The organism is Glutamicibacter protophormiae (assembly GCF_014647495.1).
In the GTDB taxonomy this organism is placed as follows: domain Bacteria; phylum Actinomycetota; class Actinomycetes; order Actinomycetales; family Micrococcaceae; genus Glutamicibacter; species Glutamicibacter protophormiae.
Map to the genome: position 1 here is coordinate 1 of NZ_BMPH01000008.1, position 15,124 is coordinate 15,124.

Genomic DNA, 15,124 nt, shown 5'->3' on the forward strand with positions numbered 1-15,124 from the left:
GGTACTGCACTCGTGAGGGTGTGGGAGAGTAGGTCACCGCCGGACTTAACTTGAAGTGGTGGAGGCTCCGACACTGTGTGTCGGGGCTTTCGCTGTTTAACCGGGGTTGCTGCAGGGGGAGTGGTGGCTTCCCCTTTTTTCCTGTTTAAAAAGGCTGCCTGGTGGCGGCGGCGTGTTTTCTCGGCAGGATTGCCTGCTGGCCGGCATCGTGGCCGGGCGTGAGGGTGCGGGGGTGTGGTGGCTCCCCCTTTTTCCTGCTTAAAAGGGGAAAGGACATTCCAAGACTGGCAAGCGATGAGCTCGCCAGCTGCACAAGACCCTAGGAAGTGTCCGTACTGGATTAGAAGCTACTTCTCGTCATATGAGTGTCTGCACACATTGGAGTCTAATCCCTATGGTAGAAGCGCTTACTCCCGTAGGATTGAACAAGACGTTCATGCATTTGATGCATGGTGATTTGTAAATAGTGAAGTGCTTCGCTGACGCGAACACGAAGGTTGCGGTATTGAGATATCCGCTGAAGGAGACATTAAATGTCTAACGATTTCCGCCGTAGTTCCAACAATGGACAGGGTGGCTTCCGGAACTCAGATTCAAACCGCAACAATTCCAGCGATGGATTCAAGCGCGGCGATGATAACCGTGGTGGCGACTTCAAGCGTCGCGACGACAACAACAGTGGTTTCAAGCGCAACGATGATCGTGGTGGTTTCCGCGGTGAGCGCCGCGATGACAACCGTGGCGGCGGCTTTAAGCGCAACGACGATAACCGCGGTGGCGACTTCAAGCGCAACGATGATCGTGGTGGTTTCCGCGGTGAGCGCCGCGATGACAACCGTGGCGGTGGCTTCAAGCGCAACGACGATAACCGCGGTGGTTTCCGCAGTGATAACCGTGGTGGCGATTTCAAGCGTCGCGATGACCGCAACGATGATCGCGGTGGCTTCCGCCGTAACGATGACAACCGCGGTGGTGACTTCAAGCGGAACGATGATCGTGGTGGTTTCCGTGGTGAGCGCCGCGATGATAACCGTGGTGGAGGCTTCAAGCGCAACGACGACAACCGTGGCGGTGGCTTCAAGCGCAACGACGACAACCGCGGTGGTGACTTCAAGCGTCGCGACGACAACCGTGGCGGTGATTTCAAGCGGAACGATGATCGTGGTGGTTTCCGTGGTGAGCGTCGCGATGATAACCGTGGCGGCGGCTTCAAGCGCAATGACGACAACCGTGGCGGTTTCCGCGGCGATCGTAATGAAGATCGCGGTGGCTTCCGCCGCAACGATGACAACCGTGGCGGTGGCTTCAAGCGCAACGACGACAACCGCGGTGGTTTCCGCGGCGATAACCGCGGTGGCGACTTCAAGCGCCGTGATGACCGCAACGATGATCGCGGTGGCTTCCGCCGTAACGATGACAACCGCGGCAGCGATTTCAAGCGCAATGACGACAACCGTGGCGGTTTCCGCGGCGAGAACCGCGGTGGTGATTTCAAGCGTCGCGATGACAACCGTGGCGGCGACTTCAAGCGCAACGATGATCGTGGTGGTTTCCGCGGTGAGCGCCGCGATGACAACCGCGGTGGTGATTTCAAGCGTCGCGATGACAACCGTGGCGGCGACTTCAAGCGCAACGATGATCGTGGTGGTTTCCGCGGTGAGCGCCGCGATGACAACCGCGGTGGCGGCTTCAAGCGCAACGACGACAACCGCGGTGGTGACTTCAAGCGTCGCGATGACAACCGTGGCGGCGACTTCAAGCGCAACGATGATCGTGGTGGTTTCCGCGGTGACAACCGCGGTGGTGATTTCAAGCGTCGCGATGACAACCGTGGCGGCGACTTCAAGCGCAACGACCGCGACTTCAAGCCTCGTGGCGAGAAGAAGTTCGAAGATCCCCACGCACAGGAGCCTAAGGCGCACAACCCTGGCGATCTGCGCATTTCCAATCGTGCAGACCGTTCGCAGTCCCCGGAGATCGATGAAGACGTCACCGGCAAGGAGCTGGACCGCGTTGCCCGCGCCCAGCTGCGTTACCTGGAAGAGCGCTCTGCCAGCTGGGTTGCGAAGCACCTGGTGATGGCAGGCCGTCTGCTGGAAGAAGATCCAGAGCTGGCCTACGAGCACACCCTGGCTGCATCGCGCCGTGGTGGACGCGTGGCAGTGGTGCGCGAGGCCGTGGGCATCGCCGCTTACCACGCCGGCAAGTACGCTGATTCGCTGCGAGAGCTGCGTACCCACCGCCGTATTTCCGGTTCGGACTACAACCTCCCGCTGATTGCTGATTCGCTACGCGGCCTGGGCCGTGTGGAGAAGGCCATCGAGCTGGCCCAGTCCGATGAGTCCGCAAACCTGGAGCCATCGGTCAAGGTCGAGATGCAGATTGTCCTTGCGGGCTGCTTCTCCGACCTGGGCAAGCTGGACGAGGCGCTGGCGGCGCTGGAGTCCCTGGAACAGCTGAACTTCAACCGCGCCTTCTCCTTTAGCCCGCGCTTGTTCGCGGTCTACGCCGAGCTGCTTGCAGCCGCAGGCCGCACCGAGGAAGCAGCCCGCTGGGAAAAGCAGGTTTCAGTGGCAGAACGCGCCCTCGGCATCGAGGAAGAGACCGAGTCCTTCATCATCGACCTGGCTCCAGAGATGGACGAGGAAGAAGAAGAGGCACCTCGCGCCCGCGATCTGGTGGATTCCGAGGGTGCCGCCGAATCCGAGGCAGCAGCCGAGTCCGACGAAGCTGCTGAACTGGAAGCCCCGTCCGATGAACTTGCACAGGATGAGGCCGGCGCGGAAAAGGAAACCGACACCTCCGCCGAACAGAACGGCGTCGACGAGGAAGACGGACTGGTCGAGGTTGACGCTGATCACATCTTCAGTGAGGTCTCGGAGAACTCCGACGAGGAAGCCGCAAAGTAGACTCGCAGTAGTACCAGTCATTTGATGAAGTAGGAACCACCTCCCCATGCTGATCTCCGGATTTGATTCTGTCCTCTCCGACCTGGATGGCGTCGTGTATGCCGGTCCGAATGCCATTCCCGATGCAGTGGAATCGCTGAACGCCCTGGCCGAGGTGAACGTGGCACACGCGTTTATCACGAACAACGCTGGACGTTCGCCCATGTCGGTCGCGGCGCACCTGCGCCAGCTGGGCGTGAAGACCAGCGCGGAACAGGTCTTCGGCTCGGCAGACGCCGGGGCCGAGATGCTGGCCCGCGAGTTGAATCCAGGCAGCAAGGTGTTGGTGGTTGGGTCCCCGTACCTGCGAGAATGCATCGCGGTGCGGGGCCTGGAAGTGGTCGAGTCCCATAAGGATGAACCGGTAGCGGTCATCCAGGGATTCGATCCCGAAGTCTCCTGGAATGACCTGGCCGAGGCGTCCTATGCAATCCAGAACGGCGCCAAATGGGTCGCCACGAATACTGACCTGACAATCCCGCGCGCCGAGGGTATCGCCCCGGGCAACGGATCGCTGGTCCATGCGGTGAAGCTGGCCACCGGGGTGACTCCTCGGGTGGCTGGCAAACCCGAGTCCTACCTCTTCTCCCGTGCTGCGGACCGCCTGGATTCCAAGCGTCCGCTCGTGCTCGGGGATCGCTTGGACACCGATATCCTCGGCGGCTTCCATGCTGGGTTCTCCACCGCCATGGTGCTCACGGGTGTCGACACACCCGCCACCGCTCTTGGCGCGCCTGTGGAGCAGCGTCCGAACTACCTGATTGCCACACTGGCCGACATCTACCGTCCTTACCCGACCATCAAGGTGCTCGGCTACGGCGTGCAGGTGGGGGACGCAGTAGCCCGTATCGCCAACGGCAAGATCGCTGTGGACGGCAACGAATCGGATCTCAACGCCTGGCGCGCGGCCTGCCATGCTTGGTGGCTTGCCCATCCGCGCCAGAGCACCCACGAATCCCCGGAGATCGAGTTCACCTCGCGTGGCCTTCAAATGCTGCGCCGCAAGAACGGTGAAAAGCAGTGAACGATTTTTCCTCCACCCCTGTGCCACGCCCCGGGATTCCCGGTACGCCGCATGGCGGAGCTCCCCAGTTCGATGACCAGGCTCTGGAAGCCGCGCTCTCGTCCTTGGCAGACCACGACATCACCGAGCATGCCGGCATCTACGAGCAGCTGCTCGGCGGGTTGCAGCAGGAGCTGAACCGTTCGGAGTTTGGTGCATGAGCCGTCTGGATCAGGAATTAGTGGTGCGCGGCTTGGCACGTTCGCGTACCGAAGCAGCCAAGCTCATCGAGGCAGGCCGGGTGCTTGTGGACGGGCAGGAAGTCTCCAAGGCATCCAAGAAGGTCTCCGCCACAGCTACTGTGGCACTTACCGAGATTGAAGGGGAGCAATATGTCTCCCGGGCCGGGCACAAGCTTGCTGGCGCACTGGATGTATTTACCACTATTTCTCCTGAAGGTTTGCGTTGTCTGGATGCAGGGGCTTCCACCGGAGGATTTACAGACGTCTTGCTGCGACGTGGAGCCGGTCATGTGGTCGCCGCAGATGTCGGACACGACCAGCTCGTCGACGAAATCCGCTTTGACCCCCGCGTTTCAGTTCATGAGGGGCTGAACGTCAGATACCTGACACCGGAAGATATCGGTGGAGATGTCGACTTGGTGGTAGCAGACTTGTCCTTTATTTCGCTACGACTTGTGCTGGAAGCACTGGCCGGCGTGACGCGTCCCGGCGGCTCACTGGTACTGATGGTCAAACCCCAGTTTGAGGTCGGGCGCGAACACCTGAACCGCACCGGCGTAGTCTCCAGCCCCCAGCTGCGCCGAGGCGCGGTGGAATCCGTCGTTGCCAAGGCCGCCGAAGCCGGTCTGGCCCTGCGGGGTTTGGCACGTAGCCCGCTGGCCGGCCAAGACGGCAATCTGGAGTTCTTCCTGTGGCTCAGCGCGGCTGCGAAGTCGCAGGATGACGCCGAGAAATCCGCAATGATCCATGCCGTTGACTATTCTTAGATAAGAAATGCAGCGTTTTCGGACTACCTCCGGATTGCAGCTGCCTACGCAGAGCCAATCACTCATCACTGTTGAGAGGGGCACGCCGCCTTGCGCAAGATCCTAGTCTTCGCCCACACCGGCCGAAAAGAAGCGATCACTGCAGCACTGGAAACCTGCGCATTGCTTGCCGAAGCCGGCACCGTACCGGTGATGCGCGCCAAGGACCAGGAAGCGGTGATTCGCGCCGTCGGAGAACCTGTTCCAGGAGTTGAAATCCTCCATGACGACTGCGCCGTAGAAGACATCGAGCTGGGCGTGGTGCTCGGCGGCGACGGGTCGGTGCTGCGCGCCGCGGAATTGGTCCGCGCCGCGCCTTTGCCGCTGGTCGGCGTAAACCTGGGCCACGTAGGATTCCTGGCGGAAGCCGAGCGCACCGAATTGGCGGCAACCGTCAAGGCGCTGGTTGAGAAGTCCTACACCGTCGAGGAGCGCATGGCCATCGAGGTCAAGGTCTGGCAGGACAATATCTGCCTTGCTGAAACCTGGGCGCTGAACGAGGCCGCGGTGGAAAAAGCCAATCGCGAACGTATGGTCGAGGTGGTCATCGAGGTGGACGGCCGCCCGATCTCCACGTTCGGCTGCGATGGCGTAGTCATGGCCACGCCTACTGGTTCGACGGCCTACTCCTTCTCCGCTGGCGGTCCCGTGGTCTGGCCTGACGTAGCTGCGCTGATCATGGTTCCGATATCCGCCCATGCACTCTTCGCCAAGCCCCTGGTCGTATCGCCCGATTCGGTGATGGCAGTGGAAATGCTGACCCGCACGGATGCAGGAGCAGTCCTATGGTGCGACGGCCGCCGCACCATTGACCTGCCGCCGGGTGCCAGAATCGAAGTCACACGCAGCGACACGCCGGTGCGTCTGGCCAGATTGAATACCACACCGTTCTCCGAGCGCCTGGTCAACAAGTTCGAATTGCCGATTACCGGCTGGCGCGGTCCAGCCAAGGACGATCTGCGCCGGGCTGCAACCACCGCATTGCCGGTGATCGGCCCGGGACTTCAGAGCGTGGAACCGCACCACAAGGACGAGCCGGGAATCCCCATGGTAGGCGGGGGCGAGGAGCCGCGCCCGTAGGCGTTCCGCGCAGCAGAATCCGCCTCGAGTTTCCCACATCTTCGAATCTAGCTACGAAAGTGCGTTTAGAACACATATACTAATCGTGCACGTTTGAACTTGAACTCGACTTTCGGGAGCAGGCCATGATTCAGGAAATCTCGATCTCCAACCTGGGCGTCATCACCAATGCCACCCTGCCGCTCGGCCCCGGGCTGACTGTTGTCACCGGCGAAACCGGTGCCGGCAAGACCATGGTGATCACCGCGCTCTCGCTGCTGCTGGGACGCCGCGCAGATGCCGGCGCCGTCCGCACCGGGGCCGACCACGCCTTGGCGGAGGCCGTGATCCACCTGGATCCGGACCATCATGTACTCGATGCAGCCGCCCAGGCCGGCGCATTCATCGAACCGGCTGGACAGTGCAGCGAGCTGCTGCTTACGCGGTCGCTGTCCGCGCAGGGCCGCTCGCGGGCTACCGTCGGCGGCCGCAGCGCACCCGTCGGCTTGCTGGCTGAACTGGGGCAGGAACTTGTCGCCGTGCACGGCCAGTCCGACCAAATCCGTTTGAAGGAGCCTGGCGCCCAGCGCGACGCGCTCGACCGGTTTGCAGGCAGCGGCGTGGCCCGCATCCTCGGCAGCTACCAGCGCAGCTATCGCCAATGGCGTGCAGCCACCAAGGAGCTGGCCTCGCTGACGCAGGATTCGCGTAACCGTGTGCGGGAAGCCGAGAACCTTCGCTTGGCGCTGGATGAGATCGACTCGCTGGATCCGCAACCCGGAGAGGACGACTCGCTGCGCGAACAGTCCATGAAGCTTGGCAACATCGAGTCGCTGCGCAATGCCAGCCTGCAGGCCCAAGCTGTCATCGACTCCGAAGACTTTGAGAACCCGGGCATTACCACACTCGTGGAAACGGCCAGAGGGGTTCTGGCCCAAGCCAGCGGGGACGACCCGGTACTTTCCGGATTTGCCGAACGCGCCGCCGAACTTGGAATTCTGGCCTCGGAACTTTCAAGCGACCTGTCCGGCTATGTTGCTGATCTGGACGAAGAAGGGCCCGAGCTGCTGGCTCAAGTTGAGGCACGTCGCGCAGACTTGGGCAAGTTATTGCGCAAGTACGCGCCGAGCATCGACGAGGTCATCTCCTGGGCGGAGACTGCGCGCAAGCGCCTTGAATCCCTGGGCGGGGATGACTCACGCATCGAGGTCTTGCAGGAAGAAGTCGTCGCCCTGGAGCAGAAGGTCGCAGCGCTTGCCTCCGATCTATCCGATGCCCGCCGCAAAGCCGCCAAGAAGCTGTCAACCCGTGTCTCGGCGGAGCTGACCGCGCTGGCCATGCCTGACGCCAAGCTCGTCATCGAGGTCAACGAGCTGGATGAACCGGGAGCCTTCGGCCAGGACTCGATCTCCATGCTGCTCGCGCCGCACGCCGGCGCCTCACCGCGTCCGCTGGGCAAAGGTGCCAGTGGCGGCGAGCTCTCCCGCGTCATGCTGGCCATCGAAGTGGTACTGGCTGCGGTGGATCCTGTGCCGACGTTCGTCTTCGACGAGGTTGACCAGGGAGTCGGCGGAAAGGCCGCAGTCAGCATCGGCGAACGCTTGGCCATGCTGGCCCGGCATGTCCAGGTCATTGTCGTGACCCACCTGCCGCAGGTAGCCGCCTACGCTGACCGGCACATCCGCGTTATCAAGAACTCGGATGCGAAATCCAACGCCGGGGCGGGGTTCACTGCAAGCGACGTGGTGGCGCTGGATGAACCGGCCCGCATCCGTGAGCTGGCGCGCATGCTTGCCGGCCAGGAGGAATCCGATACGGCCCAGGCCCATGCCGAGGAATTGCTGGCGGATGCGCAAAAATTAGTGTGTTCGCTCACCGCCAGCGAATCGAAGAAGCCCTGATTTTCAGGGTGGAAGGGTAAACCTCGAAGCAAACTAGGGCTTCGCGAACCCGTGCACTACAGTGAGTGTGGATGCTTGGTAAAAGAATGGTGATAGGATGAAATCCCGTGGTGCAGCGTAATAAAACTCGTGATTCTCGGTCGTCTGAAACGACAAAGCATATCTTCGTCACCGGCGGTGTGGCCTCTTCCCTGGGTAAGGGATTGACGGCATCCAGCCTTGGACATCTTCTTCGAGCTCGTGGTCTTTCTGTGACCATGCAGAAGCTCGATCCGTACCTGAACGTCGATCCAGGTACTATGAACCCCTTCCAGCACGGCGAAGTCTTCGTAACCGATGACGGCGCCGAAACTGATCTGGATATCGGACACTACGAGCGTTTCCTGGATGAGAACCTCCCGGGCAGCGCCAACGTGACTACCGGTCAGGTTTACTCCACAGTCCTTGAGCGCGAACGCCGCGGCGAGTACCTTGGCGACACCGTACAGGTCATCCCTCATATCACGGACGAGATCAAGCGCCGCATGCGCTTGGCCGCCACCGAGCCCGGTGAAGGCAAGTCGGCTCCCGATGTCATCATCACCGAAATCGGCGGCACCGTCGGCGATATCGAGTCCCAGCCATTCCTGGAGGCGGCACGTCAGGTGCGTCAGGACATCGGCCGCAAGAACGCTTTCTTCGTCCATGTCTCCCTGGTTCCGTACATCGGCCCAAGCCAGGAACTGAAGACCAAGCCTACCCAGCACTCGGTCGCGGCCCTGCGCTCGATCGGCATTCAGCCTGATTCCTTGGTCATCCGCTCGGATCGCGAGATCCCGGACGAGATGCGTGCCAAGCTCGGCCGCACCTGCGACGTGGACACCGAAGCAGTCATCAACTGCGCCGATGCCCCGAGCATCTACGACATCCCGAAGGTTATCCATTCCCAGGGCCTTGACGCCTACATTGTGCAGACCCTTGACCTGAAGTTCCGCGACGTGGACTGGGAAGACTGGGACCGCCTGTTGGATGTGGTGCACAACCCGAAGACCGAACTGACCATTGCGTTGGTCGGCAAGTACATCGACCTGCCGGACGCCTACCTGTCCGTCACCGAGGCATTGAAGGCCGGTGGCTTCGCCAACCAGGCCAAGGTCAATATCCGGTGGGTCCCCTCGGATGAGTGCGCCACCGAAGCCGGTGCCAAGAAGGCCCTGGCCGGCGCGGAAGCAATCTGCGTCCCAGGTGGCTTCGGTATCCGCGGCCTTGAAGGCAAGCTCGGCGCACTGAAGTTCGCCCGCGAAAACAAGCTGCCGACCCTGGGCCTGTGCCTGGGCCTGCAGTCCATGGTGATCGAGTACGCTCGTAACATGGCTGGCCTGCCGGATGCCTCCTCGACCGAGTTCGATCCAGAATCCTCCACCCCGGTTATCGCAACCATGGAAGAGCAGCTGGACATCGTTGAGGGCAAGGGCGACCTGGGTGGCACCATGCGCCTCGGCCTGTACGACGCGAAGCTGCTGGAAGGCTCCGTTGTTGCGGAGACCTACGGCAAGACCGAGGTTGCAGAGCGCCACCGCCACCGTTACGAGGTCAACAACGCCTACCGCGCACAGCTGGAGGAAGCCGGTCTGGTCTTCTCCGGCACCTCGCCGGACAACAGCTTGGTCGAGTACGTGGAACTGCCGAAGGACGTACATCCTTACTACGTTTCCACCCAGGCCCACCCTGAGCTCTCCAGCCGCCCAACCCGTCCGCACCCGCTCTTTGCGGGTCTGGTGGAAGCGGCAATCGCTCAGCGAGACGCCTAATCAGCTAGAACCCAGCCGTTGACGGCACCCCGCAGGGAACGTCATCGCTGAACCCAGACGCGCCGGTCATTCCTGACCGGTGCGTCTGCGTTTAAGCTGGAGATAGAGCCAACCGATTTTTCGGGCCCGCCGCCCGGTACAGGAGAACCAAGTTCCATGAGCAAGGACCACAGCGTGCAGAGCCAGCAGATCTCCGACGAATTTTCCGAACGCACGCTGGTCGCCCGAGAAACCGTCTATGAGGGCCGCATCTGGAATGTGCTGCATGATTCCGTGGAGCTGTCCGACGAAGGCGTCATCATCGAACGCGACTACATCGCCCATCCCGGGGCGGTCACCGTGCTGGTGATCGACGACGATGAACGCGTGCTCATGATCAACCAGTACCGGCATCCAGTGGGGATGCGTTTGTGGGAGCTGCCGGCAGGACTGTTGGATGTCGCGGGAGAACCACCGTTGGAAGCGGCCAAGCGCGAGCTGTGGGAAGAAGCAGACCGCACCGCGCAGCACTGGTCGATCCTGACTGACGTGTTCCTGAGTCCGGGCTCATCCTCGGAAGCCGTGCGCATCTACCTGGCCCGCGGAGTCGCGCTGGTCCCCGAGGACCGGCGCCACACCCGCACCGAAGAGGAAGCCGAACTGATCACCGAATGGGTGCCGCTGGATGAAGCCGTCGCCCAGGTGCTGGCCGGCAAGATCCACAACCCCACGGCGGTCATCGGGCTGTTGGCAGCCAATGCGGCCCGCGCTGCGGGCTATGCCACGCTGCGCCATGCAGACGAGCCCTTCACCGTGCATCCGGGGCTTCGCCATCAGTAGGACAGCCGAACCCGCACTGGGTTCCTCGTTTGCCCCCGGCTTGCGCCGCTATCTGCAGCACCTGGCCATTGAACGCGGATTGGCCGAGAATACGCTGTCCTCGTATCGACGGGACCTGACCCGCTATTTGGAAACGCTGGAAGCAGCCGGCGTGGGAACACCTGCAGCCATTACCGAGGCACACGTCAATGGCTACCTGCAGCAGCTGGCACGTGGCGATGAGGCACACCAGGCGCTCGGCGCCCGGTCGGTCGCGCGGCATACGGTTGCGGTGCGGCAACTGCACAAGTACTGGGAACTGGAAGGCATCTGCGAACCCAATCCGGCGCGCGACGTTCAGCCTCCCGCCGTGGGGCAGTCGCTGCCCAAGGCCATCTCCATTGCCGAGGTCACGAGAATACTTGAATCAATTTCGCTGGACACCCCGGCGGGGCTGCGAGACCGGGCAATCCTTGAATTCCTGTACTCCACCGGAGCGCGCATTTCGGAAGTTGTCGCGCTGGACGTGGACGACCTGCATTTCGCCGATGACGCGGTGGTCAGGCTGTTCGGCAAGGGGTCCAAGGAGCGTGTAGTCCCGGTGGGCGCCTATGCGCAGCGCGCAGTCAGCGACTACCTGGTCCGCTCCCGCCCCGGATTGGCGGCCAAGGGCAAAGGTACCCCTGCATTGTTCCTGAACCAGCGCGGCGGCCGGCTTTCCCGGCAGTCGGTCTGGATGATCCTGTCCAAGGCCGCGCAGCGGGCGGGCATCGCCACGGAAGTCTCGCCGCATACCCTGCGCCACTCATTCGCTACCCACCTGCTGGAAGGCGGTGCGGACGTGCGCGTGGTGCAGGAGCTGCTGGGCCACGCATCGGTGACCACAACCCAGATCTACACGAAGGTCAGCGTCGATTCACTGCGCGAGGCCTACCAGTTGGCGCACCCGCGCGTGAATTAGTCGAACGCGCAAGGAGAAGAACCATCATGAGTGTGGACAAGACCCAGCCCCAGCCGGTGGCGCTGATGCTGGTCCTGCGCGGGCAGGGGGAAACCCGGCAGGTGCTGCTTGGCCGCAAGCTGACCGGCTTCGGCGCCGGCAACATGGTGGCGCCCGGGGGCAAGATCGAGCCGGGGGAGCAGGCGGCGTCAGCAGCGGTCCGTGAGCTGGAAGAAGAGACCTCGCTGCGGGTGGCTGCGGAATGCGCGGACCACAGGGCCACGATACTGTTTCGTTTTCCGGCGCGGCCCGCTTCGGACATGGATTGCCAGGTGTTCCTGGCCACCAGCTACGACGGCGAACCGGCGGCCAGCGGGGAACTGGAGCCGCACTGGTATCCGGTGGCCGACCTGCCGGTCGAGCAAATGTGGCAGGACGCGGAGCACTGGCTTCCGCGCATCATCGGCGGGGAAATGTTCACTGCAACTGTCATCATGGCTCAGGACAACCTCGGCGTTACGACGGTGCGGATCAGCTCCTGGTAGCCGGCGTGGCGTCCTGCCCGGCCTCGGCCTGGGGGTTCTCGGGCTCGTAGACCAGCAGGTCCCCGGGCTGGCAGTCCAGGACTTCGCACAGCGACTGCAACGTGGTGAAGCGGACTGCCTTGGCCCGCCCGTTCTTCAGCACCGCGAGATTGGCCGGAGTGATTCCGATGCGTTCGGCCAGCTCTCCGACCGCCATCTTCCGCCGGGCAAGCATGACGTCGATGTCTACCCTGATCCCCATCAGATGACACCGCCGAGTTCGGTGCGCAGCGCGGCGGCCTGCGCCTCGGTCCGCGTGGCCTGGATGAGCAGTTGGCGCAGGACGTAGACGATCACGGAAATTCCGGCCAGCAGGATTCCGAAGCCGCCGATGAGCAGGACCATCCCGGGGGCGATATCCTCGCCGGGCGCCAGCAGGGCGGCTAGGGCGAAGGTAGCCAGCGAGCCCGCGGCGACGGACACGATAATCGGCGAGACGTATTTGAACGACGCCGGGTCGAAAACCGTGCTTCGGGCCGCGCGGGTGGCCAGTTTCCAGACGCAGACCGCGCAGATCTCAATGACGATCCCCGCGAGGACCAGATAGGCAAGCAGCGCGACCGCAGGCACTTCAGGCGCCCCGGGGCGTGCCACCTCATTCACCGCAATCATCGGAACCATGCCCACTTGGACGAAGAGCGTCCCGGCAAGGACCACGGACAAAATCACCCTGAGCGCCATAATGCTGATTCGGCTCACGGTTGACCTCACTTATCGTTTAGCAGATGGTATCTATCGTTAAACGATAACTCTTGGCAGGTGATTCGACAATTCTGATTGGGTCCGTTCCTCCCGCGGTACTTGCCTCGGACGCAAAAAACCGCCGGCCCGGACATGATGTCCGGGCCGGCGGCTCAGCGCGGCTGCTTACAGTGCGCGCTGCTCCGGGCCGTTGTAGGCCGACAGCGGGCGGATCAGGGCGTTCGAGGCGCGCTGCTCCATGATGTGTGCCGTCCAGCCGGTGATGCGTGCCGCGATGAAGATCGGGGTGAACATCTCGGTGTCGAAGCCCATCAGGTGGTAGGTCGGGCCGGCCGGGTAATCCAGGTTCGGCTTGATCGACTTGGCTTCGTCCATGGCTGCTTCCAGGCCGTCGTACAGGCCCAGCATTTCGTGGCGGCCGTAGTGCTCGATCATACGGTCCAGTGCGGCCTTCATGGTCGGGACGCGGGAATCACCGTGCTTGTAGACGCGGTGGCCGAAGCCCATGACCTTCTTCTTGGCGGCCAGGGCCTCTTCCATCCAGGCCTTGGCGCGCTTGGCCGCATCCTCGCGGGACTCGTCCTTGTCGATGCCGATCTCGGTGAAGGTGTGCATGACAGCCTCGTTGGCGCCGCCGTGCAGCGGGCCCTTCAGGGCGCCGATGGCACCGGTGACGGCCGAATGCAGGTCCGACAGGGTCGAGGTGATGACGCGGGCGGTGAAGGTCGACGCGTTGAACGAGTGCTCTGCGTAGAGCACCATCGACACGCGGAAGGCGTCGACAACCTCTGGTGCGGCTTCTTCGCCGAAAGTCATCCACAGGAAGTTGGCGGCGTAATCCAGGTCGTCGCGCGGCGGGACGACGTCCAGGCCGCGGCGGCGGCGCTGGTCGTAGGCCACGACAGCCGGGAAGGCTGCGAACAGTTCCTTGGACTTCAGCAGCTCGGCCTCGACGGAGGAGTTCTCCGACTGCGAGTGGTTGGCTCCGATCACGGAGACCGCGGTGCGGCCCACATCCATCGGGTGGCAGTCGGCCGGCAGCAGGTCGATGGCTGCCTTGACCGCTGGATCCAAGGTGCGGTTGGCACGCTCGAATGCGGTGAATTCGATCAGTTCGCTCTGGGAAGGCAGTTCGCCATTCCACAGCAGCAGGGCAACCTCTTCGAAGGACTTGGACGCCGCCAGATCCTGTACCGGGTAACCGCGGTAGAGCAGGGAATTGGTCTCCGGGTTGACCTTGGATACGGCGGTGTAGTCGACGACGACTCCAGCCAGGCCCTTCTTGATGTCTTCGGTGCTCGTGCTCATGGTCGTACTCCTCCTGAATTGTCTTTCAAGACTTTTAGGCCGGTAGCGCGGGCCGTCGAAGTTATCGACGGCCCGCGCCACCGGACGCTGCCACAGTGTGGTGTGGCTCCTGTTTAGAGATTCGCGCTGTTGGAATCAATGTCCAGGGTTGGGACCTGGAAGTTGAAGATTCCGGTGTCGAACCGGTTGTATGCTTCGTAGTCCACCAGTTCGTACAGTCGTGACCTGGTTAACATGTTATCCACTTCACGCTGCTGCGTGCCGTCTTCGCTGATCGCGTCCAGCACCCGCTCAGCCGCGCCCATGGCGCTGCGCAGCAGGGTCACCGGGTAGATGATCAAGGCGACGCCTGCATCGGCCAGTTCCTGGCGGTTGAACAGTTCGGACTTGCCGAACTCGGTCATGTTGGCCAGCACCGGCACGTCCACCGCGTTGCAGATTGCTTCGAACTCGGCCACGTTCTTCATGGCCTCGGGGAAGATCGCGTCCGCACCGGCATCCACCATGGCCTTGGCGCGGTCCACGGCCGAAGCCAGGCCCTCGACCGCACGGATGTCCGTGCGGGCCATGATCAGGAAGTTCTCATCGATGCGTGCGTCAGCGGCGGCTGCGATGCGCTTGAGCATGGTTTCGGTATCCACCACGTTCTTGCCATCCAGGTGCCCGCAGCGCTTCGGGTTGAACTGGTCCTCGATGTGGCAGCCGGCCAGGCCGGCGTATTCCAGCTCCTGGATGGTGCGCGCCACGTTCATCGGCTCGCCGAAGCCGGTGTCGGCATCCACGATCGATGGGAGGTCGGTCATGCGGGCGATCTGCCCGGCGCGGGTGGCAACCTCGGTCAGCGAGGTCAGGCCGATGTCCGGGAGGCCCAGGTCATTGGCCAGCACCGCGCCGGAGATGTAGACGCCGTCGAAGTTCTTCTCGCTGATCAGCTTGGCCGAGAGCGGGTTGAAGGCGCCTGGGAACTGGCGGGCAGCTCCCGGGGTCAGCATTTCGCGCAGCGCGACGCGCTTTGCGGCTGGGGTCTTGGTTGAATACAACAT

14 protein-coding genes are annotated in these 15,124 nt (G+C 62.6%); 10 read left to right on the forward strand and 4 right to left on the reverse strand.

The window, feature by feature from the left end; genetic code table 11:
* Positions 1 to 533 precede the first annotated feature (533 nt).
* The 10 genes from IEY43_RS18550 to IEY43_RS10390 all read left to right on the forward strand — a co-directional run bounded on the left by IEY43_RS18550 (position 534) and on the right by IEY43_RS10390 (position 12,032).
* The gene (locus tag IEY43_RS18550; RefSeq protein WP_508614598.1) at positions 534 to 2,909 is read left to right on the forward strand and encodes a hypothetical protein; all 2,376 of its coding nucleotides are present in this window, start codon (positions 534 to 536) and stop codon (positions 2,907 to 2,909) included.
* A gap of 46 nt (positions 2,910 to 2,955) precedes the next feature.
* Positions 2,956 to 3,972, forward strand: coding sequence for an HAD-IIA family hydrolase (locus IEY43_RS10350; protein ID WP_188948528.1), 1,017 nt, complete (start codon positions 2,956 to 2,958; stop codon positions 3,970 to 3,972).
* Entirely contained in the window at positions 3,969 to 4,172 is a 204-nt protein-coding gene (locus IEY43_RS10355) for a hypothetical protein (protein WP_188948529.1), read from the forward strand. The genes IEY43_RS10350 and IEY43_RS10355 overlap by 4 nt, the downstream gene beginning before the upstream one ends.
* Positions 4,169 to 4,960 (forward strand): TlyA family RNA methyltransferase, encoded by a 792-nt coding sequence (locus tag IEY43_RS10360; RefSeq protein ID WP_188948530.1) that lies wholly within the window; start codon positions 4,169 to 4,171, stop codon positions 4,958 to 4,960. The genes IEY43_RS10355 and IEY43_RS10360 overlap by 4 nt, the downstream gene beginning before the upstream one ends.
* Before the next feature lie 90 nt (positions 4,961 to 5,050).
* The gene (locus IEY43_RS10365) at positions 5,051 to 6,079 is read left to right on the forward strand and encodes an NAD kinase (protein ID WP_188948531.1); all 1,029 of its coding nucleotides are present in this window, start codon (positions 5,051 to 5,053) and stop codon (positions 6,077 to 6,079) included.
* Positions 6,080 to 6,204: 125 nt separating this feature from the next.
* Positions 6,205 to 7,959 (forward strand): DNA repair protein RecN, encoded by a 1,755-nt coding sequence (gene recN, locus IEY43_RS10370; protein WP_188948532.1) that lies wholly within the window; start codon positions 6,205 to 6,207, stop codon positions 7,957 to 7,959.
* 107 nt (positions 7,960 to 8,066) lie between these two features.
* A complete protein-coding gene (gene pyrG, locus IEY43_RS10375; protein WP_188948533.1) occupies positions 8,067 to 9,749 on the forward strand; it encodes a CTP synthase in 1,683 nt (560 codons plus the stop codon).
* A 156-nt stretch (positions 9,750 to 9,905) separates the two neighbouring features.
* On the forward strand, positions 9,906 to 10,568 hold the full coding sequence (locus tag IEY43_RS10380; protein ID WP_188948534.1) for an NUDIX domain-containing protein: 663 nt from the start codon (positions 9,906 to 9,908) through the stop codon (positions 10,566 to 10,568).
* Positions 10,522 to 11,508, forward strand: coding sequence for a site-specific tyrosine recombinase XerD (gene xerD, locus IEY43_RS10385; RefSeq protein ID WP_188948535.1), 987 nt, complete (start codon positions 10,522 to 10,524; stop codon positions 11,506 to 11,508). The genes IEY43_RS10380 and xerD overlap by 47 nt, the downstream gene beginning before the upstream one ends.
* 26 nt (positions 11,509 to 11,534) lie before the next feature.
* On the forward strand, positions 11,535 to 12,032 hold the full coding sequence (locus tag IEY43_RS10390) for an 8-oxo-dGTP diphosphatase (protein WP_229777356.1): 498 nt from the start codon (positions 11,535 to 11,537) through the stop codon (positions 12,030 to 12,032).
* Here IEY43_RS10390 and IEY43_RS10395 read toward each other — a convergent pair.
* The 4 genes from IEY43_RS10395 to prpB all read right to left on the reverse strand — a co-directional run bounded on the left by IEY43_RS10395 (position 12,019) and on the right by prpB (position 15,124).
* Positions 12,019 to 12,273, reverse strand: a complete 255-nt coding sequence (locus IEY43_RS10395; RefSeq protein ID WP_188948536.1) for a helix-turn-helix domain-containing protein — start codon at positions 12,271 to 12,273, stop codon at positions 12,019 to 12,021. The genes IEY43_RS10390 and IEY43_RS10395 overlap by 14 nt on opposite strands.
* Entirely contained in the window at positions 12,273 to 12,770 is a 498-nt protein-coding gene (locus tag IEY43_RS10400; RefSeq protein WP_188948537.1) for a DUF2975 domain-containing protein, read from the reverse strand. The genes IEY43_RS10395 and IEY43_RS10400 overlap by 1 nt, the downstream gene beginning before the upstream one ends.
* A 168-nt stretch (positions 12,771 to 12,938) precedes the next feature.
* The gene (locus IEY43_RS10405) at positions 12,939 to 14,081 is read right to left on the reverse strand and encodes a bifunctional 2-methylcitrate synthase/citrate synthase (RefSeq protein ID WP_188948538.1); all 1,143 of its coding nucleotides are present in this window, start codon (positions 14,079 to 14,081) and stop codon (positions 12,939 to 12,941) included.
* Between the two features lie 113 nt (positions 14,082 to 14,194).
* Positions 14,195 to 15,124, reverse strand: a complete 930-nt coding sequence (gene prpB / locus IEY43_RS10410) for a methylisocitrate lyase (protein WP_053797750.1) — start codon at positions 15,122 to 15,124, stop codon at positions 14,195 to 14,197.

Bases quoted from the DNA above. Each gene is read 5' to 3' on its own strand.
- IEY43_RS10390 (WP_229777356.1), top strand. From the start codon at position 11,535: ATGAGTGTGGACAAGACCCAGCCCCAGCCGGTGGCGCTGATGCTGGTC.
- IEY43_RS10360 (WP_188948530.1), top strand. From the start codon at position 4,169: ATGAGCCGTCTGGATCAGGAATTAGTGGTGCGCGGCTTGGCACGTTCG.
- IEY43_RS18550 (WP_508614598.1), top strand. From the start codon at position 534: ATGTCTAACGATTTCCGCCGTAGTTCCAACAATGGACAGGGTGGCTTC.
- IEY43_RS10395 (WP_188948536.1), bottom strand. From the start codon at position 12,273: ATGGGGATCAGGGTAGACATCGACGTCATGCTTGCCCGGCGGAAGATG.
- xerD (WP_188948535.1), top strand. From the start codon at position 10,522: ATGCAGACGAGCCCTTCACCGTGCATCCGGGGCTTCGCCATCAGTAGG.
- IEY43_RS10405 (WP_188948538.1), bottom strand. From the start codon at position 14,081: ATGAGCACGAGCACCGAAGACATCAAGAAGGGCCTGGCTGGAGTCGTC.
- recN (WP_188948532.1), top strand. From the start codon at position 6,205: ATGATTCAGGAAATCTCGATCTCCAACCTGGGCGTCATCACCAATGCC.
- prpB (WP_053797750.1), bottom strand. From the start codon at position 15,124: ATGTTGTATTCAACCAAGACCCCAGCCGCAAAGCGCGTCGCGCTGCGC.
- IEY43_RS10380 (WP_188948534.1), top strand. From the start codon at position 9,906: ATGAGCAAGGACCACAGCGTGCAGAGCCAGCAGATCTCCGACGAATTT.
- IEY43_RS10350 (WP_188948528.1), top strand. From the start codon at position 2,956: ATGCTGATCTCCGGATTTGATTCTGTCCTCTCCGACCTGGATGGCGTC.